This is a genomic window from Thermostichus vulcanus str. 'Rupite', from assembly GCF_022848905.1.
GTDB classification, from domain to species: domain Bacteria; phylum Cyanobacteriota; class Cyanobacteriia; order Thermostichales; family Thermostichaceae; genus Thermostichus; species Thermostichus vulcanus_A.
Map to the genome: position 1 here is coordinate 190,053 of NZ_JAFIRA010000001.1, position 20,570 is coordinate 210,622.

At 54.9% G+C, this 20,570-nt stretch carries 17 protein-coding genes; 15 read left to right on the top strand and 2 right to left on the bottom strand.

Annotation, left to right across the window (positions count from 1 at the left end; genetic code table 11):
* The first annotated feature begins 79 nt into the window (after positions 1 to 79).
* Positions 80 to 1,288 (top strand): phosphodiester glycosidase family protein, encoded by a 1,209-nt coding sequence (locus JX360_RS00860; protein WP_244348462.1) that lies wholly within the window; start codon positions 80 to 82, stop codon positions 1,286 to 1,288.
* 77 nt (positions 1,289 to 1,365) lie between these two features.
* Here the strand turns inward: JX360_RS00860 and ctpC are convergent, their stop codons facing one another.
* Positions 1,366 to 2,661, bottom strand: a complete 1,296-nt coding sequence (gene ctpC / locus JX360_RS00865) for a carboxyl-terminal processing protease CtpC (protein WP_244348463.1) — start codon at positions 2,659 to 2,661, stop codon at positions 1,366 to 1,368.
* Between the two features lie 261 nt (positions 2,662 to 2,922).
* Between ctpC and JX360_RS00870 the strand changes: the two genes are divergently transcribed.
* From JX360_RS00870 to JX360_RS00885, 4 genes are all read left to right on the top strand, one after another.
* Positions 2,923 to 4,290, top strand: coding sequence for a glutamate-5-semialdehyde dehydrogenase (locus JX360_RS00870; protein WP_244348464.1), 1,368 nt, complete (start codon positions 2,923 to 2,925; stop codon positions 4,288 to 4,290).
* Positions 4,291 to 4,702: 412 nt separating this feature from the next.
* Positions 4,703 to 5,185, top strand: coding sequence for an RNA recognition motif domain-containing protein (locus JX360_RS00875; RefSeq protein ID WP_244348465.1), 483 nt, complete (start codon positions 4,703 to 4,705; stop codon positions 5,183 to 5,185).
* Positions 5,186 to 5,246: 61 nt separating this feature from the next.
* Positions 5,247 to 6,089, top strand: coding sequence for a DsbA family protein (locus JX360_RS00880; RefSeq protein WP_244348466.1), 843 nt, complete (start codon positions 5,247 to 5,249; stop codon positions 6,087 to 6,089).
* A gap of 26 nt (positions 6,090 to 6,115) precedes the next feature.
* Positions 6,116 to 6,736 carry an HNH endonuclease gene (locus JX360_RS00885; protein ID WP_244348467.1) on the top strand — a complete coding sequence of 207 codons (621 nt, stop codon included), beginning with the start codon at positions 6,116 to 6,118 and terminating at the stop codon, positions 6,734 to 6,736.
* Positions 6,737 to 6,822: 86 nt separating this feature from the next.
* Here the strand turns inward: JX360_RS00885 and JX360_RS00890 are convergent, their stop codons facing one another.
* Positions 6,823 to 7,980 (bottom strand): amidohydrolase family protein, encoded by a 1,158-nt coding sequence (locus JX360_RS00890; RefSeq protein ID WP_244348468.1) that lies wholly within the window; start codon positions 7,978 to 7,980, stop codon positions 6,823 to 6,825.
* Between the two features lie 324 nt (positions 7,981 to 8,304).
* On the opposite strand from JX360_RS00890, the gene JX360_RS00895 reads away from it, so the two are divergent.
* The 10 genes from JX360_RS00895 (at position 8,305) to JX360_RS00940 (ending at position 20,570) form a co-directional block, all read left to right on the top strand.
* A complete protein-coding gene (locus JX360_RS00895) occupies positions 8,305 to 9,456 on the top strand; it encodes a BMP family ABC transporter substrate-binding protein (RefSeq protein WP_244348470.1) in 1,152 nt (383 codons plus the stop codon).
* Positions 9,456 to 10,544, top strand: a complete 1,089-nt coding sequence (locus tag JX360_RS00900) for an ABC transporter permease (protein ID WP_244348472.1) — start codon at positions 9,456 to 9,458, stop codon at positions 10,542 to 10,544. Before JX360_RS00895 ends, JX360_RS00900 begins: the two co-directional genes overlap by 1 nt.
* Positions 10,545 to 10,671: 127 nt before the next feature.
* Positions 10,672 to 11,619 (top strand): ABC transporter permease, encoded by a 948-nt coding sequence (locus JX360_RS00905; RefSeq protein WP_244348474.1) that lies wholly within the window; start codon positions 10,672 to 10,674, stop codon positions 11,617 to 11,619.
* A gap of 40 nt (positions 11,620 to 11,659) precedes the next feature.
* A complete protein-coding gene (locus JX360_RS00910; protein WP_244348476.1) occupies positions 11,660 to 12,703 on the top strand; it encodes a formamidase in 1,044 nt (347 codons plus the stop codon).
* 240 nt (positions 12,704 to 12,943) lie between these two features.
* On the top strand, positions 12,944 to 13,093 hold the full coding sequence (locus tag JX360_RS00915) for a hypothetical protein (RefSeq protein WP_244348479.1): 150 nt from the start codon (positions 12,944 to 12,946) through the stop codon (positions 13,091 to 13,093).
* Positions 13,094 to 13,205: 112 nt separating this feature from the next.
* Positions 13,206 to 14,222, top strand: a complete 1,017-nt coding sequence (locus tag JX360_RS00920) for a CAP domain-containing protein (RefSeq protein WP_244348482.1) — start codon at positions 13,206 to 13,208, stop codon at positions 14,220 to 14,222.
* A gap of 189 nt (positions 14,223 to 14,411) precedes the next feature.
* Positions 14,412 to 15,965: a ferredoxin--nitrite reductase gene (locus JX360_RS00925; protein ID WP_244348484.1), complete on the top strand. Its 1,554-nt coding sequence runs from the start codon at positions 14,412 to 14,414 to the stop codon at positions 15,963 to 15,965.
* 109 nt (positions 15,966 to 16,074) lie between these two features.
* Positions 16,075 to 17,397, top strand: coding sequence for a CmpA/NrtA family ABC transporter substrate-binding protein (locus tag JX360_RS00930; protein ID WP_279611132.1), 1,323 nt, complete (start codon positions 16,075 to 16,077; stop codon positions 17,395 to 17,397).
* Between the two features lie 111 nt (positions 17,398 to 17,508).
* On the top strand, positions 17,509 to 18,510 hold the full coding sequence (gene ntrB / locus JX360_RS00935; RefSeq protein ID WP_244348486.1) for a nitrate ABC transporter permease: 1,002 nt from the start codon (positions 17,509 to 17,511) through the stop codon (positions 18,508 to 18,510).
* 59 nt (positions 18,511 to 18,569) lie between these two features.
* Positions 18,570 to 20,570, top strand: coding sequence for an ABC transporter ATP-binding/substrate-binding protein (locus tag JX360_RS00940; protein WP_244348600.1), 2,001 nt, complete (start codon positions 18,570 to 18,572; stop codon positions 20,568 to 20,570).

Below are 20,570 nucleotides of genomic sequence, written 5' to 3' on the forward strand. Positions count from 1 at the left end.
CTTTACGCTGGTTTTCGTAAGCTTTTGCGCAGGGATCCACCCCGGATCTAGGTCTACCCTAAGGCAGGGAGGCAAAGATATGCTGAAAACAAAGCCAAGAATGCAAGCTATCCGCCGGGGAGTGGTCGGCGTAGCTGTTGGTCTTCTATCCCTCCTCCACAGTCTTGCCGCTCAAGCTCAGATGATCCCTGTACGCACAGTGCAAGGGATCCATGTGTATCAGGAAGAAACTTGGGTTGGGGGGAATCGGATCCCAGTTTCTATTTTGACCCTTTCGCCATCTGCCGGTCGCCTGCGCCCGATTTGGGCTGAGCCAACGGGGTTGGTGGGTCTAGGAGAATTGACCTCCTTCGCCCGCGAACGAGGAGCCTTAGCCGCCATTAACGGGGGCTTTTTTAACCGCAATACCCGTCAGCCGCTGGGGGCGATTCGCTTGGATGGCCGCTGGATCTCCAGCCCAATTTTGGGCCGTGGTGTTGTGGCTTGGTCGGATCAGGGATCGGTACGCTTCGGACGGCTACGGATGCAAGCCGAACTGCGCAATGGGATTGGAGATCGCATCCCGCTCATGGGCATCAACACAGGCTATATCGTCGCTGGAATCTCGCAATTCACCCCCGACTGGGGATCCATTTACACGACGCAAACCGACAACGAAACCCTTCTGCTGGTGCAAGCAGACCGGGTACAGGCCATTCTTTCCGCAGGTTTGGCAAGCAGTGTCAGTGTGCCGATTCCGGTGGGGGGCTATGTATTGGCGGCACGGGAGTTAGAGGGATCCCTGGAAGCCCAAAAACTGGTTGTCGGAGATCGTCTCAGCCTTCACTTGACTGTGGATCCGCCAGAGCTGGAAGCCTATCCTCATCTCCTGGGGGCCGGGCCTTTGTTGCTCTTGGATGGGCAGGTGGTGTTGGATGCCGAACTGGAGCGGTTTCAACCTACCTTTCGCGCTCAGCGAGCAGCTCGTAGCGCCATTGGCCAGCTGGACAGCGGACATCTGCTGTGGGTCACCGCAGGCAATGCTCAGGAAAGCCAAGGGCTCACCCTGCTAGAGATGGCCCAGTTGATGCAGCAGTTGGGCTGCCGGCATGCCTTGAATTTGGATGGAGGCAATTCTTCTACATTAGTGCTAGAGGGAGAAGCTATAAATTTAGAGCGTCGATTCTTAGAAGCTAGTAACCCTGAAAATGCAACGGGTCATGAAACGGATAATGGATTGCCGGGATCCCGGCGAATTCTACCGAGAGTTCACAATGGTCTCGGCTTTTTCCCAACAACAGCTCAATAGAGATTTAATATAAAGAGCCGCTCGAATCCCAGCAATTTCTGCCACTTGTACTACCCGTAACAGGGAATCTTTAACCGCTACAGAGAGGAGGAGCGAACGGTCTCCTTAGCCTGTTGTTGACGTGCTAAAATTTGCGGCCTTAGTGCCTCAATGGCAGCAGCATATTGCGGGTCGGCCAGAGTGGCCACCAGTTCCCGATTTTGGCTGAGGCGATTGAGATCCTCCTCCGAAAGCTCCACCAAAATGTCAGGGGTAATGCCTTTGTGGTCGATATCGGTGCCGTTGGGAGTGCGATAGCGGGCAATGGTGACCGCCAATCCCGACCCATCCGAGAGGGGATGCACCGACTGCACCAGCCCCTTGCCAAAAGTTGGGGTACCAATGATGACAGCGCGACGATTGTCTTGCAGGGCACCGGATAAAATCTCACTGGCGCTGGCGGAACCCCCATCCACCAAAACAGCTAATGGTTTGTCGGTGAGAGCCGTGTTGTTGGCATTGAAGCGATCCTGTTCCCCTTGCCGATTCACCGTCGAGACAATCCCCCCCCGTTCAATCCACATCCGGGCGATCTCGGCACTGGAGTAAAGCAGCCCACCCGGGTTGGCCCGCAGATCCAGTACATAAGCCACCACCCCTTGCTTTTCCATGTCGCGGATGGCTTGGCGCATCTTCTCGGCGGCATTGCCGGAAAACTGGGTCAGGCGGATATAACCAATGGGCAGGCCGTTTTCTTCGTGAATTTCGTAGCGCACGGTGGCCAGCTCGATTTTCTCCCGCACGAGGTCAAAAACCTTCAGCCCTTCCCCTTCGCGGCGGATCGTCAGGCGTACCCGGGATCCCGGCTCACCCCGAATCAAGCTGACGGCGGCGTTGGTGTCCATGCCCTCAGTGGATTGATCGTCAATGCGGACAATCACATCTTTGGACTTGATCCCGGCTCGGTCGGCAGGCGAGCCTTCAATGGGGGAGACCACCACCAACTCATTCGTCTCTTGATCCATGCCCAGCGTGATCCCAACTCCAGTGAGTTCGCCAGAGGTGTCAATCTGCATGCTGGCAAACTGATCGGGATCCAAAAAGCGGGTGTAGGGGTCATTCAGACCCTTCAGCGCCTCACGAATAGCGGCATAGGCATCTTCTCGAGTGGCATACTCCCGGCTCAGCAGATCGAGCCGAACGGCTTCCCAATCCAGAGCATTGAAAGAAGGGTCAACAAACTCCCGATTGACGATTTGCCAAACTTCGTCCACCACCTCTTTCGGGTCACTGCGAAACCCAGCCCAACCGGGCATGGACAGTTGCACACCAACAAGGGATACCGCCGTCACTACAGCAGCTGTTGCACTGACCACAAACCCACGCTTTCTCATTCGGCTCTCCTGGAAGACACGGTGCTAAAGGCTAAGGCTGGATACTGGGGGAGTCAGGGTTTTCCTAAAGTCTTCATCCCGGAACCGAGACGGACAAACAGAAAAGGATTCCATTGCCGCAACGAATGGGATGCAAATTTGGTAGGCTGCAAATGACACAGCCTGACTTTGCCCAACCTAGCATAGGGATCCGCCCAAGGGTGCTTTCCGGATCACATTCAAGACAACTCTTTCACCGTTACCCTTTCCTGCCCCATCCCAATGACCCTTGCCACCGATCGCCCCAACCCCTCGGCAACCGCCTCTACACCTCCCCTTGCCCAACAGGCTCGTTTGGCCCGCGCTGCTGCCCAACGGACGGCTACTCTATCGACCGCCAGCAAAAATGCGGCGTTAGAGGCGATCGCCACTGCCCTGCTGCAGGATAAGGACGCCATTCTGGCAGCCAATCAAGCGGATCTGGCCCGAGCCGAGGAGATGGTGAAGACGGGGAGTTTGTCGCCAGCGGCCTATGCTCGCCTGAAGTTGGATGCCGATAAGCTGACCGGGATGGTAGCTGGTGTTCGAGAGGTGATTCGCCTGGGGGATCCGGTAGGGCGGCCGCTGCTGATCCGCCAGTTGGATGAGGGCCTGATCCTGGAGCGGCGCACCTATCCACTGGGAGTTTTGGGGGTGATCTTCGAGTCGCGGCCCGATGCGTTGGTGCAAATTGCGGCTTTGGCGGTGAAAACGGGCAACAGCGTTTTGCTCAAGGGGGGATCCGAGGCGCTGCTCTCCTGTCAAGCATTGATGGCGGCGATCCAGCAAGGGTTGAGGAGGATCCCGGAGTTTCCAGAGGGATCCCTGCAACTGCTCACCAGCCGCGAAGAGATTAAAGCCCTGCTGCAACTGGAGGGGCTGGTGGATCTGATTATTCCCCGCGGATCCAATGCCTTTGTGCGCTACGTCATGGACAACACCCGCATTCCGGTCCTGGGTCATGCGGATGGAATTTGTCATCTGTACGTGGATCGGGCAGCCAATTTAGACATGGCGCTGGATTTGGCCGTGGATAGCAAAACCCAGTATCCTGCCGCCTGTAATGCGATTGAAACCCTGTTGATTCACCAGGAGGTGGCGCCCCAGTTCCTGCCAGCGGTGGCTGTTGCCCTGCGCCAGAAGGGGGTGGAGTTGCGGGGGGATCCCCTTTGTCGGGAGTGGGTGCCGGATTTGATCCCGACTACCGAAGAGGACTGGAGCACCGAGTACGCGGATTTGATCCTCTCGATGAAGGTGGTGGACTCTCTCGATGGGGCCATTGCTCATATTCAGCAGTACGGATCCCGGCACACCGAGGCGATTGTAACGGAGGATACTGAAGCAGCCCAGCGTTTTTTGGATGAAGTGGATGCAGCTGGGGTGTTTCACAATGCCTCCACTCGTTTTGCCGATGGGTTCCGCTATGGACTAGGAGCAGAGGTGGGTATTAGCACCCAAAAAATGCCACCGCGAGGGCCGGTTGGATTGGAAGGGTTGGTGACCTATCGCTACCAGTTGCGGGGGAAGGGGCAACGGGTTGCAGACTACACAGGCCCTCAGGCCCGTCCCTTTCAGCATCGGGATCAACTGAACAGCACCGGCTTAGCCTAAACAGCTCCAAAACGGGATCCCGATTCATCCGGCTTGAATCCACCCACGGCTGAGATTGGGATAAAATACAAGGGCTGTAAACTTGGGTGCCGCAGTGGAGTGAAAGTCTGTCAGGAGCACCCTACCGGTGAAGGAATGGGATAAAGAATGGGTGCACGGTGGGATTGTGTATTAATTGTTCAAAGTTGGTAACACAACCGATAACCAAGTTGTCCCACCTCCTTTCGGTCTCAAAGTTGAGGTAAATTAAAGAATGACTTTATGATTTGCGAAGATTGTCGTTTGCGTCACGCTGGGATGTAAAAATAATCTCTGGGTTCTAGATGTCTTGCTTTTCGGGGCTGGATTCCTTTGAACTCGGCATCTTGGTTGTTCAACTTGTCGTTACTTCGATAGGGAGCTTCACTGCATCATGTCTGTTCGTCTGTATGTCGGGAATCTACCGGAAGAGGTGGATCGTCAGGCATTGGAGGAGCTCTTTACCTCGGCGGGTGAGGTGATCTCCACCAAGGTGATTCGAGATCGCAAGACAGGCAAATGTCGCGGCTTCGGCTTTGTAACAGTGAACACGCAGGAGCAAGCGGAACAGTACATCGAAAAATTCAATGGCCATAGCTTTGGTGATGCCAACCTGCGCATTGAGATTGCCCAACCGCGAGATAAGGGGGAAGAGACGGACTCTAGCGCCGCCAGTGCTGCTCACGAAGCCAAGGAATCTGGAGAGAAGTCTGGAGAAAGTCGCGCACCCAGCAAAAAACAGCGCAACCGCGGCGGCAAAGGTGGAAGTGGCGCCAGTGCCACCGCAGAGGTAGGCAGTGCTTCCGGGCCGGATCCCCGGTGGGCTAGCCAGCTCCAGCGCATCAAAGAGCAGCTTTTACAGGCCACCAATTCTTGAATCCCCCCAAAGGAGTGAATGGACGCAGGTGGGATCTGGCAGTAGGCTAGGTTCGGCTGCTATGAGCCTACGCATGTTCTCCATTGGGTTTTCTGCAATGAATTGGCTTTCAAAGGTTTCTCGGGCTTGGGGGCAAAACTTGGCCAAGGTCGGCTTTTTGTGCGGTTTAGCCTGCTTGCTCTGGTTGGGAAGTGGAGTGCAACCCTTCCTGCCGGCGGCAGTAGCCAGCCCGGCGGATTTGGAAGAACAGGTTTTGCAGATCATCCGCAACAACCCCAAGGTGATTCTTGAGGCCGTACAGGAGTATCAGCAGCGGCAGTACGAAGAACAGCAGCGACAACAGCAGCAGCTCTCGGAAGAATTTGGCCGTCAGTTGCGGGACAATCCTCGCGCTGTCATTGGGGATTCTCCCCGCATGGGTTCCGACTCTTTGAAGTTGGTGTTGGTGGAATTTTCCGACTTTCAATGTCCCTTCTGCGCCCGCGCCCACGACACTCTTAAGCAGTTCATGGCGGATCATGGCGATGACGTGACCTTGGTGTACAAGCACCTGCCCTTGACCAGCATTCACCCAGAGGCTATGCCTGCTGCTCGTGCCGCTTGGGCTGCCCAACGCCAAGGGAAGTTCTGGGAGTTCCACGATGAGCTGTTTGCCAACCAGTCGCAGCTCGGAGATGGATTTTATGTGGCCACTGCCGAAAAGTTGGGCCTGAATGTGGAGAAATTCAATCGGGATCGACGCAGTCGGGCGGCGGAGCGCTCTATTCAGCGGGACATTGACATGGCCTCCCAGTTGGGCATTACGGGTACTCCCTACTTCTCTCTCAACGGCTTTTCCTTCTCAGGGGCACAGCCACTGCAGGTGTTCGAGCAGACTCTGGAGCAAGCTAAGCAGGCGCTCTAACTGGAACTGGCGAGAACTCGAGCACGATGTCGGGCTTTTATCGGTGTCCTGAGTGTGGGGATCTGTTTTTGTTCCAGCCGGATCCCTGCCCTACTTGTGCCGCCCGACAACGACAAAAACAGCGGGCCACTCGCGCCAAAGAAAAGCGGGGCAGTTACGACCTGACCGGGCAGATTGCGGCAAGAGAATTCTGGCAACTTTTGCGTTGGTACCCTTGCTGTCCCTGTTGTGGCAAGCCTTGGCCCCAAGTAGGATCCCTTCCTGCCCAAGATCACATAATCCCGATTAGCTGGGGTGGCCCCAACACCACCGCCAACCTGCAACCGTTGTGTCAGTCTTGCAACCTGTGGAAATCGGATCACCTGATTTGCTTTGATGCGGCAGTTCCCGGCCAAGCCAAGGCCCTCCCCCCGCGCCTTTGGCCGCATGTTCAGCCGTGGCTGACTTTGCAACAACGTCAACCGGATTCGCCGCGGCAGTTGGATTGGTTGGACATAAAGGATCCCTTGAATCCCGATCCACCAGTTTTGCAACATTTGGCCTATCCCTTGGCCAGTCCAGCCCAATTGCAGGCGGAAACGCTGCGACTCACGCAAGTAGCGATGAACTTTTCAACGGATTGGGGATCCCTGCCGGTAACAGAATAAGAACGAGAAGAGAGAAGATCACTGAAGATCGCTAGAGGCTCCCCATCTGGGCACATCGCAACTTTGAGGCTGGATCCCAGGTCTGCTCAGAGGCTAAGTTCACCCCAGAGAACCTTTCCCTGTCGCATCGTCATCAACACATCAGCCGGGGTGACCCGGGTCAGGATAGACGCAATCACATGCCGACTGGCCCGTAAATGGGGCCGTGTGAAATCTAGCACCACCAAATCGGCGGGCAACCCCATCTCCAGGTAGCCATACACATCGGATCCCAGTAGGGGCCGCAACCCTTGGATATTACTGGTGACCATTTTCAGGATCTCCACCGGCTGGGGGCGCACCGCATCTCCAAATTGGCTTTTGGCCACTTTGTAGGTGAAGTCCAGTTCGGCTAAGAGGTTAGGGCTATTCAAAAGTCCATTATCGGTGCCCAGCAAGAGGTTGGCTTGGCTTTCCAGTAGTGGGGCAATGGGCGGCAGAGGCAGGCCCAAGTTGGCGTTGGCGCGAGGGTTCAGAGCCACATTGACGCGATGCTCCGAGAGCAATTGAATCTCAGCCGCATTGGCTACCGTGGCGTGGATCACCAAATGGGGATGGTAAAAATCGAGCGCTCGCTCCAAATCTCCCCGTCCACTGATGGCCAGACTCACCTGCCGATAGCCCTCGTTTTCCAGGCAGTGGATGGCCCGGATTTTGCCCCTCTCTTCGGTGAGGTGATGGATTTGTTTCCATGCGGGTTCTGTCAGGTCGTTCAGGGTGCTTTCGGAAAAGCCATCCGCCACCGCCAGAATGTCTTGCAATTCTTGATAAGCTCCCGCGCCTAAGGGATCCCGATTTTGCTGCAATTGCTCGGCTGTAAAGGGCACACTGTCGAATTGGCTCAGAATCACCGAATGAATTCCCGTCTGGGCTGCTGCTTCTCGGAGGAGGTGACAGCCATAAACGCCCTGCTCTCGAAAGTCAATGTGCCGAATTGTGCCAGTAGCCGCCATGTAGGTGAGGTGGGCGGTGATGTGCTCCAGATGCTGTGGTCGCGACTGTTTGGCCAGTTCCCGATATTTGTAGCCATGGGGCCGGAAAAATCCCTCTTCCAAAGTCATGCCCGTCGCCCCATCCGGCAGGCAGCTATCCCCCATGTGGGTGTGGCTATTGGTAAAGGCGGGTAGGATCACCCAAGAGCCTCTTTCCAAGCTTTGAACCGGATCCCCCAGTTCCATGCGGGTAATCGTATCTTGGTCAACCACAAAGTGAGAACAATGATGGGGAATGAGATCTGGACCAGCCAGAACCACACCGTCTCGTAAATGAAAATTCATCGTTTCAAAGCTCAGGGAACGAGGGCAGACGGGAACCTTTGCGGGCAGAAGGGTCTTCTGCTGACACAAGGGCAGCATCAGCGCCTTGAACCTAAGAGATTGTAGCTGAGGCTACGAAAACTTGTGGATAGAGGTCATTAAATCCAGTAGCAGCAAATTCGGGTTTACCACACCCTACCCATGTCAGAATCGCACACCCTCCGCTGCCCTTAACCCCCTGTAGGAAGTTCCTTCACCCATAGGATGCCCAAGATGAGCCAGTCCCCATTTCGCCATCTGTATACCCGCCGGCAGATTATTCGTACCGGTGCTGCCGCCGCTGCTTTTACCCTAACTTCACAGCTATGGCGTGCCCAGGCCCAAAGCAAAGAGATCACCATCGGCTTCATTTACGTGGGTCCCAAAGATGACTTCGGCTGGAACCAAGCTCATGCGGAGGCCAATGTCGCTTTATCAAGTTTGGATTGGGTGAAAACCGTCGAAGAAGAAAGTGTACCGGAAACGGTGGCTGTGGAAGAATCGATGCGGGCCATGATCGAGCAGGATGGGGCAACGGTGCTCTTCCCCACCTCTTTCGGTTACTACGATCCGCATGTTCTGAAGGTGGCGCGAGAATATCCAGAGGTGCAATTCTTCCATGCGGGCGGCCTCTATATCGAAGGGGTTCACCCCGAAAATGTCGGCACCTACTTTGGCTACCTAGATGAAGGTCACTACATCAACGGCGTGCTGGCCGGCTCTATGACCAAGAGCAACCGCCTTGGGTTTATTGCGGCTAAGCCGATCCCCCTGGTGCTGCGCAACATCAACAGCTTTACGCTCGGGGCTAAGAGCGTTAACCCTGACATCACCACTCAGTTGATCTTTACCGGAGATTGGGCCTTACCGGTTAAAGAGGCGGAAGCAGCCAACAGCATGGCTGACCAAGGAATTGACGTGCTCACCTGCCATGTGGACAGTCCCAAGATTGTTATCGAAACGGCAGAACGACGCGGCTTGATGAGCTGTGGCCACAACACCAGTCAGGCAGCTTTGGCTCCCAATGGGTATTTGACGGGTGCTGAGTATGACTGGACGAGTGTGTATACCCAGTTTGCTGAAGATATTCAGGCGGGCAAGACCTTGATGAACGGCGGGATCCCTCACCTGATTCGGGGGGGTATCAAGGAGAAATTCATCAAGACCTCTCCCTGGGGATCCGCTGCCAGTGACGAAGCCAAACAGGCTGGGGAAGCGGCTCTGGCTCAGTTGCAAGCGGGATCATTGGTGATTTATAAAGGCCCCCTCAAAGACAACACCGGCAAAGAGGTAATACCTGCGGGGGTGGAATATGGCCAGCGGGCGATTGAGTTGGAATCCATGGATTACCTAGTGGAAGGCGTCATCGGGAGCACCTCCAGCTAATGGCAACCACCACTTCTCCTGTTTCACCCTCGGCTCCTCTGCGTTGGCGTTCTAGCCTAGAGCCGATCCTGCTGCCCTTTGGGGCTTTGTTGGCCTCGCTGGTGATCTTTGGTTTGTTCTGTGCAGTGGCTGGGGCTAACCCCTTCGCTGTTTATGGCTCCATTTACCGGGCCGCCTTTGGCAGTTGGTTCTCTTGGCAAAATACCTTGCAACGGGCCGCTCCCCTGATGTTGGCCTCGCTGTGTACGATCCTGCCTGCTCGCATGGGTTTGGTGATCATCGGCAATGAGGGGGCACTGGTCATGGGGGGAGTCGCGGCTGTGGCGATGGGACTCTGGGCGGGATCCCTCCCCCCTGCGGTGGTGGTGTTCCTGATGGCTTTGGCGGGCATTGTGGCGGGGGGCCTATGGATTATGGCGGTGGGTGCGTTGCGCCACTATCGGGGGGTGAACGAAACCATCAGCAGCCTGTTGATGAATTACATCGCCATCGCCCTGATGAACCACTTGGTCGGGGGGCCATTGCGGGATCCCAGTTTCCTCAGTAAGCCCTCCAGCTTTGCCATTGATGAGGCCAATATGCTGGGTCGGCTGTTTGGTACCCGCATTCACTTTGGCTTGGTGTACGGCATCGTTGCCTGCCTGATTGCCTATATCTTGATTCAACGCACGACGTTGGGCTTTTCGGTACGGACGGTGGGAGGTAATCCGAAGGTGGCCCGGATGGTGGGCATTGCCGTGGGCAAACTCACGTTGCTGATCACCTTCTTGGCGGGATCCTGTGCTGGCTTGGCAGGGATGGTGGAGGTGGCAGCTGTACACGGGCGGGCCAATGAGTCCTTGAGTGTGGGCTATGGCTACAGTGGCATTCTGGTGGCTTTTATTGCTCGGCAAAACCCAGCGGCGGCAGTGGTGATGGCCATCCTGTTGGGGGGGATTCTGGCCAGTGGCAGCATTTTGCAGCGCTCCCACAATCTGCCGGATGCCACCGTGCTGGTGTTTCAGGGGATTGTCTTTTTGCTGATCCTTTACAGTGAGTCCCTTTACGGGCGGTTTGACTTTTTCCGGGATCGGGAGGCCGGAGAATAGCAGCATAAGCCCATGAACTTTTAGAGTGATCAGACTTATCCGTTTTGGGTTTCTACTGCTTGCTTGAGCCCAGGAGTCAGCCGGATTTTGATCTCATAGTTCGCTTTTTCTTCGGAGATTTGGACAGATGACAACAGAAGCGCTGGGATGGTGGGGAGTCCCTTTGGCGGTGGTGGCAGGAACCCTGCGGGGTAGCGCACCTTTTCTCTTCGTCAGTTTGGGGGAATGCCTGACCGAAAAGAGCGGCAAAATTAACCTGGGTTTGGAGGGATCCCTGTTGATGGGGGCGATGAGTGCCTATGCCATTTCCTTCCTGACTCAAAATACGGCTGGCACCATAGTGGCCCCATGGTTAGGGGTATTGGTAGCTGGATTTGCTGGGTTGGTTTTGGGTGGGATCCACGCTTTTCTGGCTCAACAACCCCGAGTTAACGATGTCGCGGTGGGCATTGCCATGATTATTTTTGGCAGTGGGATGGCCTTTTATTTGGGTAAACCTTTTATTCAACCCGTAGCGCCTCAGTTACCGGCTTTTGAGCTGGGCAATTGGAGCAGTAATCCTGCTATTCGTGCTGCCCTGAAACTCAGTCCACTGCTGTTGCTAGGGATCCTCCTCGCCTTTGCCATGCACTGGTTCTTTCGGGCCACCCGTTGGGGGCTATTTGTGCGGGCTGTTGGGGATAATCCGGATGCGGCACGGGCTATGGCCATTTCGGTGCCCAAGGTACGGGCCTTGTGCATTATGGCGGGCAGTTTCTTTGCCGCTTTGGGAGGTGCTTATTTGTCGCTATACTACCCCGGCAGTTGGACGGAGCGCATTTCCAGTGGACAGGGCTTGATGGCGGTAGCTCTGGTGATCTTTGCCAAGTGGAACCCGTTGCAGTGTTTGTTGGCGGCCTTCTTGTTTGGGGGTGCACAGGCGATTGGGCCAGCCCTCCAGTCGGTGGGTGTACAGTCCAATTACTACCTGTGGAATGCCGCGCCTTATGTGCTGACCTTGGGGATCATGATCCTCACCAGTTCTCCACGGCGGACTTTGGCGGGGATGCCTGGGGCTTTGGGTACCGGGAAGTAACCTAACCGATTCCATCTTCATTCGATAAAGGATTCTGATCATGAGCGGACTTGGTGGCCTCAATAAAACCCCCAATGGCGTTGTACTAGGACTGGTACAACTACAGCTACCGAATGTCGTTACCCCTGATGATCTGGCGGCGCAAACCCAAAAGGTGGTCAGTATGGTGGGGAAAGCCCGCCGCAATATGCCCAGCATGGATTTGGTGGTCTTTCCAGAGTATGCTTTGCACGGCCTGTCGATGGATACCAATCCTGAGATTATGTGCAAGTTGGATGGGCCGGAAGTGGCTGCCTTCAGTGCCGCCTGCCGAGAGCATGATCTTTGGGGCTGTTTTTCAATTATGGAATACAACCCCCACGGCAATCCCTACAACAGCGGCATTATTCTGGACAATAAGGGGGAGTTGCAACTGTACTATCGTAAGTTACATCCCTGGATCCCAGTTGAACCCTGGGAACCGGGAAATTTAGGGATCCCCGTCTGTGATGGCCCCAATGGCTCCAAGATTGCCCTGATTATTTGTCATGATGGCATGTTTCCGGAAATGGCGCGGGAATGTGCCTACAAGGGGGCGGAGATTATGTTGCGCACAGCGGGATACACGGCTCCGATTCGTCATAGCTGGCAGATCACCAATCAGGCCAATGCGTTTTGCAATTTGATGGTCACAGCTTCTGTCTGTATGTGTGGATCGGATGGCACGTTTGATTCGATGGGTGAGGGCATGATTTGTAACTTTGATGGCACCCCTTTGGTGATGGGATCCCATCGCCCCGATGAGATTATTACTGCCGAGGTACGCCCGGATTGGGTGCGGGAAGCTCGCATTCATTGGGGTGTAGAAAACAACATTTACCAGTTTGGCCATCGTGGCTATGTGGCGGTCAAAGGGGGAGCGCAAGACTGCCCCTACACCTATATGCAGGATTTGGTGAATGGAGTCTACCGCCTGCCTTGGGAAGATGAGGTGATCCACAAAGATGGCAGCGCCTGCGGGTTTCCCCCTCCCACCCGTACCTATCAGGGATCCTCCATCACAGAGGCGTCCTACAGCGGTTCTCCTTTGAAAGAAATCTCTTGATACTTCAACAGCTCAAACCCGACAAGATTTCGCTCAAACGTAATCGGTTTTGCAGGGATCCGTCTTTGCGCTATCGGTAGAGTTTTAGAGGGGATCCCCTTTCTACCGGTAGTCTGTCTTGCCATTTTGATGAGCATTTCTTGACCGTGCCATGCTCTGAAACTCTGGCACAGGTCGGCAAGAAAACTCAGCCAGTGATAAAACAGGGGCAAATCGGCAGAGCTTAGGAGGTTTGTTGTGATGGCTCCATTACAACTCAAAGTCACTCGCAAGATCTTGGCTGCATTGGTATTGCTCGTGGGTCTGGGGCTTTTGTCCGCCTGTGACGATGGCGGTGGCACTAGCACCGTCAGCCCGCCCAGCATCACCCCTACACCAGTTAGCGAATAGTGCCAGTGTGTTTTTGCGCTTGTTAGCTAGGATCTGGATATCTGTTGTCTCAGGGATCTTCTGCCTTTGCCTACTGGTTGCCTGTGGGGGAGGGGAGGGATCCCCTTTTCTGGTGGGGCCACCCCCGGCTGGGGAAGTCCCGATTGCTGAACTTCTGTGCCAACTGGATCGGGAAACTCGCAGCTTTTCTGGGCCAATTTATGCGGAGTTACCTGAGGTTGCCACCTGTAACCCCGGTCGCCTGACCCCAGCCGCTGCTCAGAAAATGATGGATCGGCTGAACTTTTTGCGGCTTTTGCATCTGTTGCCCCCAGTGGAACTCAATCCTGAATTTTTGGATGCAGCCCAGCAAGCAGCCCTGATGCAAGTGGCCAACGATGCCCTGAGTCACCAGCCTCCCCCTTCCTGGCGATGCTTTACCGCGGCGGGAGAAGAGGGATCCCGTTTGAGCAACCTGGCCATTGGCCCGATTTTAGAATTGAACGGCACCGACCCAGGTCGAGTTTTGGCCCGTCAGGTGGATATTTATTTTGCTGAGCCAGGAATAGAAAATGTGGTCGATGTGGGGCACCGTCGTTGGAATTTGTACCCTCAGTACAGCCAGGGAGCCTACGCCATTGTCTACGACCCACGCGCTGGGCGGGTGACCCAGGCCAATGCCAACTGGATCTTTGGCTTTGATGAATCGGTGCCGGATCCGGAGTTTATCGCCTTTCCAGAAAAAGATGGCTACCTTTACCGCCTGGAAGGATTTTCAAGTCAGCCCCTTTCCGCCTACCGTTGGTCTTTTTCTGTGCCCAGTCGTGGGGGCGTTTCCGACCTCAGTCAAGCACAAGTTCGCATCACCGATGCTCTGAGCGGGGATCCCGTTCCTGTGAGCAATATTCGAGTCGGGGATCCCGCTTTTGGCCTAGAAACCCTCACCTACTCTGTCGGAGCCGTGCAGCCCAATCGAGAGTACAACTTCGAGATCAGCGGCATTCGCCTAAATGGTGGGCCACCCCGCACCTACCGCTACAGCACCGCTTTGTACGATTGTGATCCCATCTCACCCGAACCCAGTTCGACCCTCATAGAAGGGTTGGGAGTTCCCCCTCGTTTGCTTCAGTCAAGGCCCTATCGTTCTTGACCCACCCCTTCAACTCCAAGGAATTGGGGCCGTTTGAAATCTTGACCAGCAAGCCCTAATCCAAATCATGCGTAAAGCGCAAGCTAAAAATGATAAAACTGCATACTCTGTGACAAACCGTAACGCTGAATACCAAAGTTAACGGTTTGTAATCGCTAAGGTGGCGTGCATTGACCCACGGCAGCGACGATGGCGAACCAATTTGAACGCATTAAAAGCGAGAAGGATGGCTTGGCAGTCAAGGCTGAATTGGAGGAGTTTGCCCGCCTTGGCTGGGAGAAGATTCCTGAAGACGACCGGGATCATCGCCTCAAGTGGTTGGGGATCTTCTCTCGGAAGCGTACACCGGGCCAATTCATGCTGCGGCTACGCATCCCCAATGGGATCCTGACCAGTGGCCAAATGCGCATGTTAGGGGCCATCATCCACCCCTACGGATCAGATGGGGTTGCCGACATCACCACCCGGCAAAACCTGCAACTGCGCGGGATCCCGATTGAAGAAATGCCCCAAATTCTCGGCTATTTGAAGGAGGTTGGCCTGACCAGCGTGCAGTCGGGCATGGATAATGTGCGCAATATCACGGGATCCCCCTTGGCGGGTATCGATCCGGATGAGCTGATCGATGTGCGCGGCCTCACCCGCAAAGTGCAAGACATGATCACCAACAACGGTGAGGGGAATGAATCCTTTAGCAACCTACCCCGTAAGTTCAACATTGCCATCGCTGGCTGCCGAGACAACTCCATTCATGCCGAGATTAACGATCTGGCCTTTGTCCCGGCCTTCAAAAACGGCAAACTGGGGTTCAACGTGCTGGTGGGGGGATTTTTCTCCGCTCGTCGCTGCGCAGAGGCAATCCCCTTGGATGTCTGGGTGGATCCTCGGGATGTGGTTGCCCTCTGTGAGGCAGTGCTGCTGGTCTATCGGGATCACGGGTTGCGGGCCAACCGACAAAAGTCACGGCTGATGTGGTTGGTGGATGAATGGGGGATTGAAAAGTTCCGGGCCACCCTAGAACGTCAAATCGGCCATGCCTTGCCCACAGCGGCGGAAAAAGACGAAGTGCTCTGGCACAAGCGGGATCTGATCGGCGTTCATGCTCAGAAGCAACCGGGTTTGAACTTTGTCGGTCTTCACGTTCCGGTGGGACGGCTGAGTGCCCTGGAGATGATGGAGCTGGCCCGCATGGCGGAGGTATACGGCTCCGGGGAATTGCGCCTGACGGTGGAGCAGAACGTGCTGATCCCCAATGTGCCGGATTCTCGCGTGGCTTCTTTGTTAAAAGAGCCGCTGTTGAAAAAGTTTTCCCCTCATCCAGGCCCGTTGCAGCGGGGGTTGGTGTCTTGTACGGGCAATCAGTTTTGTAACTTTGCCCTGATCGAGACCAAAAACCAAGCGGTTGCCCTGATGGAGCAACTGGAGGCGGAACTGGAGATCCCGCAACCGGTGCGGATTCACTGGACCGGCTGCCCCAACTCCTGTGGTCAACCGCAGGTGGCTGAGATCGGCCTGATGGGAACAACCGCTCGCAAAGACGGCAAACCCGTTGAAGCAGTGGATATCTACATGGGGGGAGAAGTGGGTAAAGATGCCAAGCTCGGTGAATGTGTGCGCAAAGGGATCCCTTGCGAAGACCTGAAACCAGTCTTGGTGGAGCTGCTGATCGAGCATTTCGGAGCCAAACTTCGTCACCCTCCATCCGTTGCTGAGTCCTCTTCTTGTTCCATGACCATCGGGTAGGAATACGGGAGTTTATCCCTTTTCAATTCCTGTTCATCTTGGGTGTGTCTTGAGTGGGTCCTCTGCTGAATTGTCCTGATCTTCATTATTCAATATCTCGGAGTTCATCATGTTCAACATGTTCAATGCTTCTTCAGCAGTATCGCGTCGGCAATTTTTGGCCGGGGCAGCGGCTCTTACAGCTGGGGCTGTCACGGCAGGGATCCCGCGGGCGCAGTCTCAGTCTTTGGGTAGTGGCTACTGGATTGCCCAAGCGGATACCCCAGAAACCACCCGTGCCAAATTGGGGTTCATTGCTCTAACGGATGCAGCCCCCCTGATCATCGCCAAGGAAAAGGGGCTGTTTGAAAAGTACGGTATGAAGGATGTGGAGGTGGAAAAGCAAGCCTCTTGGGGCACCACCCGCGACAACCTGGTGCTCGGCTCCGGTGCCGGTGGCATCGATGGGGCGCATATTCTTACCCCGATGCCCTACTTGATTAGCACCGGGAAAGTCACGGATGGGCGGCCAGTACCCATGTACATCTTGGCCCGCTTGAACGTGAACGGGCAGGGGATTAGCGTTGCCAATACCTATCGGGAGCTGGAGATTGGCCTAGACAGTTCCCCCCTCAAAGCCAAGTTTGCCGAGATACGGGCTGCCGGTGGGGAGCCCAAATGTGCGGTGACTTTTCCAGGGGGAACCCATGATATGTGGATGCGCTACTGGTTGGCGGCTGGGGGCATTGATCCCAACACCGATGTCTCCACGATTGTGGTGCCTCCCCCCCAAATGGTGGCCAACATGAAATCCAGAACCATGGAAGCCTTCTGCGTGGGCGAACCCTGGAATGCTCAATTGGTCAACCAAAAAGAAGGGTACACGGCTCTAACCACCGGCGAACTGTGGAACAATCACCCGGAAAAATCTTTGGGAATGCGGGCTGACTGGGTGGATGCTCACCCCAAAGCCACCTTAGCGCTATTGAAGGCAGTCCAAGAGGCGCAAATCTGGTGTGATCAACCGGAGAACAAAGAGGAGATGTGCCAAATCTTGGCGCAACGGCGCTGGTTCGGGATCCCTGTGGCCGATATCTTGGGTCGTTCCCAGGGCACCTTCGACTATGGCACGGGGAGAATTGTGGAAAACAGCCCCCATGTCATGAAGTATTGGAACGAGGAGGCTTCTTATCCTTTTAAGAGTCATGAACTGTGGTTCCTGACTGAAAATATCCGTTGGGGCTATTTCCCTGCTGATACCGATACCAAAGCTCTGGTGGAGCAGGTGAATCGGGAGGATCTCTGGAAAGAAGCAGCCAAAGCGATTGGGCAAGATGCGGCTATCCCAGCCAGTACCTCTCGCGGGGTGGAAACCTTCTTCGACGGGGTGCAATTTGATCCGGAAAACCCTGGGGCTTATCTCGATGCCCTGGCGATCAAAAAGCTGGCTTAGTTCAACGAACTCTAGAAGAGAGAAGGGATCCGGCTGCAAACCGTTCAATCCAAACACCTTCTCTCTTCCACCTCCATTATCTTCACCCTAAATCTCAGCCCTAATCCACTCATGAATCTGCTATTCCGACTCTTTCCTACGCTCCTAAAAATGGGGATTTCTCTCCTTCATATTCTGGTGCCTGTACTCGCACTTTTGGGTCAATGGGTCTACAGAGCATGGCAAACCTATACCCTGCAACTCAAGGCAGTGACCCACTCTCGACCCAGTACGGGATCCCACGCTGCAAAGGACTCCGTCCCGCTGGCGCGAACGGCTTGGCTGCAACGGCTCAAACTCCACCAGACTTTACGGCGCATCCTTTTGCCCATCACCGCTATTTTGGTGGTGCTGCTCCTTTGGCAAATCATCTACAGCCAACCGGGGGCCAACTTACCTACTCCGCTCCAAGTTTGGCAGGACACCTGGGATCCCTTAATTAAAGATCCCTTCTTCGATTTTGGCGGCAATGATAAAGGTCTGTTTTGGCAAATCTGGGCCAGCTTACAGCGGGTGGCGATTGGCTTTACCCTGGCTGCCCTGATCGGGATCTTAGGGGGCATGATCATTGGCGTGAACCGCTGGCTCCATGAGGCGGTGGATCCCATTTTTCAGGTATTGCGGACGGTACCGCCTTTGGCCTGGTTGCCCATCTCTCTGGCGGCTTTTCGGGATGCCACTCCTTCGGCCATTTTCGTTATTTTCATCACCGCCATCTGGCCGATTTTGATCAACACAACCGTGGGTGTGCAACGGATCCCGCAAGATTACCGCAATGTGGCTCGGATTGTGCGCATGTCGGGCTGGAAATACTTTTTCAAAATTGTCTTTCCGGCAACTGTGCCTTACATCTTCACGGGCTTGCGGATTGGGGTAGGGCTGTCTTGGCTGGCGATCGTGGCAGCAGAAATGTTGATCGGCGGTGTGGGCATTGGTTTCTTTATTTGGGATGCCTGGAATAGCTCCCGGATTAGCGAGATCATTTTGGCTCTCATCTACGTCGGAATTGTCGGTCTTTTGTTAGATCGATTGGTGGCTTGGATCGGTTCGCTGGTCGTTGCCGAAGATCACTAAATCAATCAAGCCTTATCACTCAAATCTTGAACAGGCTAAGGATCCCTTAGGTGAGCATCATGAAGACCCAACCCTATATCGAAGTCGATCATATTGATAAGAGTTTTCCGCTCGGGAATGGTGAACTCTATCCCGCATTGAAAGGGATCCACCTGGAGATCCAAAAGGGAGAATTTGTTTCTCTGATCGGCCATTCAGGTTGTGGCAAATCCACACTGCTCAATATCATTGCCGGCCTAGAAAAACCTTCTCAGGGGGGGATCCTTTTGGAAGGCCGACAAGTGACGGATCCCGGCCCCGATCGGATGGTGGTGTTTCAAAACTACTCCTTGCTGCCCTGGCTGACGGTACGGGAAAACATCGCCTTAGCAGTGAATGAAGTGCTGGGATCCCAGCCGAAAGCCGAACGACAGCAGATTGTGGAAGAACACATCCGCCGGGTGGGGTTACAAGCGGCAGCCGACAAACGCCCTGCTCACCTGTCTGGAGGCATGAAACAACGGGTGGCCATTGCCCGTGCTCTAGCGATTCGACCGCGAGTGTTGCTGCTGGATGAACCCTTTGGGGCCTTGGATGCCCTCACCCGTGGCAACCTGCAGGAACAACTGATGGACATTGCCCAGGCGGAACAGCTCACCTGCGTCATGGTCACCCACGATGTGGATGAGGCCCTGTTGCTTTCGGATCGGGTGGTGATGCTCACCAATGGCCCCGCTGCCCAAATTGGGCAAATTTTGTCTGTGCCTTTCCCACGACCTCGCCATCGCTTGGGGGTGATTAACCATCCCGATTACTACAGTCTGCGGGGAGAAATGATTTATTTTCTCAATCAACAAAAACGAGCCCGCAAGAAAACTTCGGTCAGTGTGGCGATTGCCAAACATGGCCTCGAAAAAGTGAACCTGGAAATTGGTTTTGTGCCGCTGACCGACTGTGCCCCTGTGGTGATCGCCAAAGAAAAGGGCTTGTTTCAAAAATATGGCCTGGAAGAGGTCACTTTGGTGCGAGAGCCAGGCTGGAAAGTGTTGGCAGAAGGGATCCGCTCCGGTCGCTTGGATGCGGCAGCGGTAGTGGCGGGGATCCCGTTGGCTTCTACTTTAGGGGTGGGGGGAACTCCGATACCTTTGGTGACGGCTCTTACCCTGTCACGCGGGGGCAATGCCGTTACTTTAGGCCACCGATTTTTGCAGCAAGGCATTCAAAGCCTGGAAGACTTTCGTCAGTATCTCCACCAAACCTCCGATCAAGTGCATACTTTGGCAGTGGTGCATCCGGCCTCCATGCACAATTTTCTCCTGCGCCATTGGTTGGCTAGTGGTGGCATTCATCCAGAACAGGATGTGACCTTAACAGTGATTCCACCCCCCCAAATGGTCAGCAACCTCAAGGCAGGCAATATCGATGGCTACTGTGTTGGCGAACCCTGGAACTCCAGAGCTGTGCGGGAGCGGGTAGGCTTCATCGTCACCACCACTCCCGAGATTTTGCCCAGCCACCTTGAAAAAGTCCTGGCGGTGCGCCAAGATTGGGCGCAAAAGTATCCCCGAACCCATATTGCTTTGGTCAAAGCCCTTCTGGAAGCCTGTCAGTACTGTGATCAACCGCGGCACCGCCCCGAAATCATAGAATGTCTAGCTCAACCCCATTATGTAGGCGTAGCAAGGGAGGATCTCCAGCCAGGGCTAATGGGTACCCTCCAGCGAGGTATTCAAGATGAATCACAGGTCATTGTCGGGTTTAATCAGTTTGCCAATGGTCGCAACACCTGCCCGGAAAAGCTGGAACATCTTTGGATCTTGACCCAAATGGCCCGTTGGGGACTCTGTGCTTTTCCTCGCAATTGGATCTCGGTCATTGACCAAGTATTGGATACAGAAACCTACGCCCTTGCCGCCCAGGATTTGGGGTTGCCGGATCGAGCTCATGACCGGGGTGCGCTGATGTTTACGGATGGATCCCAGTTTGATGGACAGGATCCGATGGGTTATTTGGAGACAGTCCCCATTCGTCACGAGGTGCAGCTGCAAGAATACCGCCTCAGCAATCCAGTCTTAGCTTAA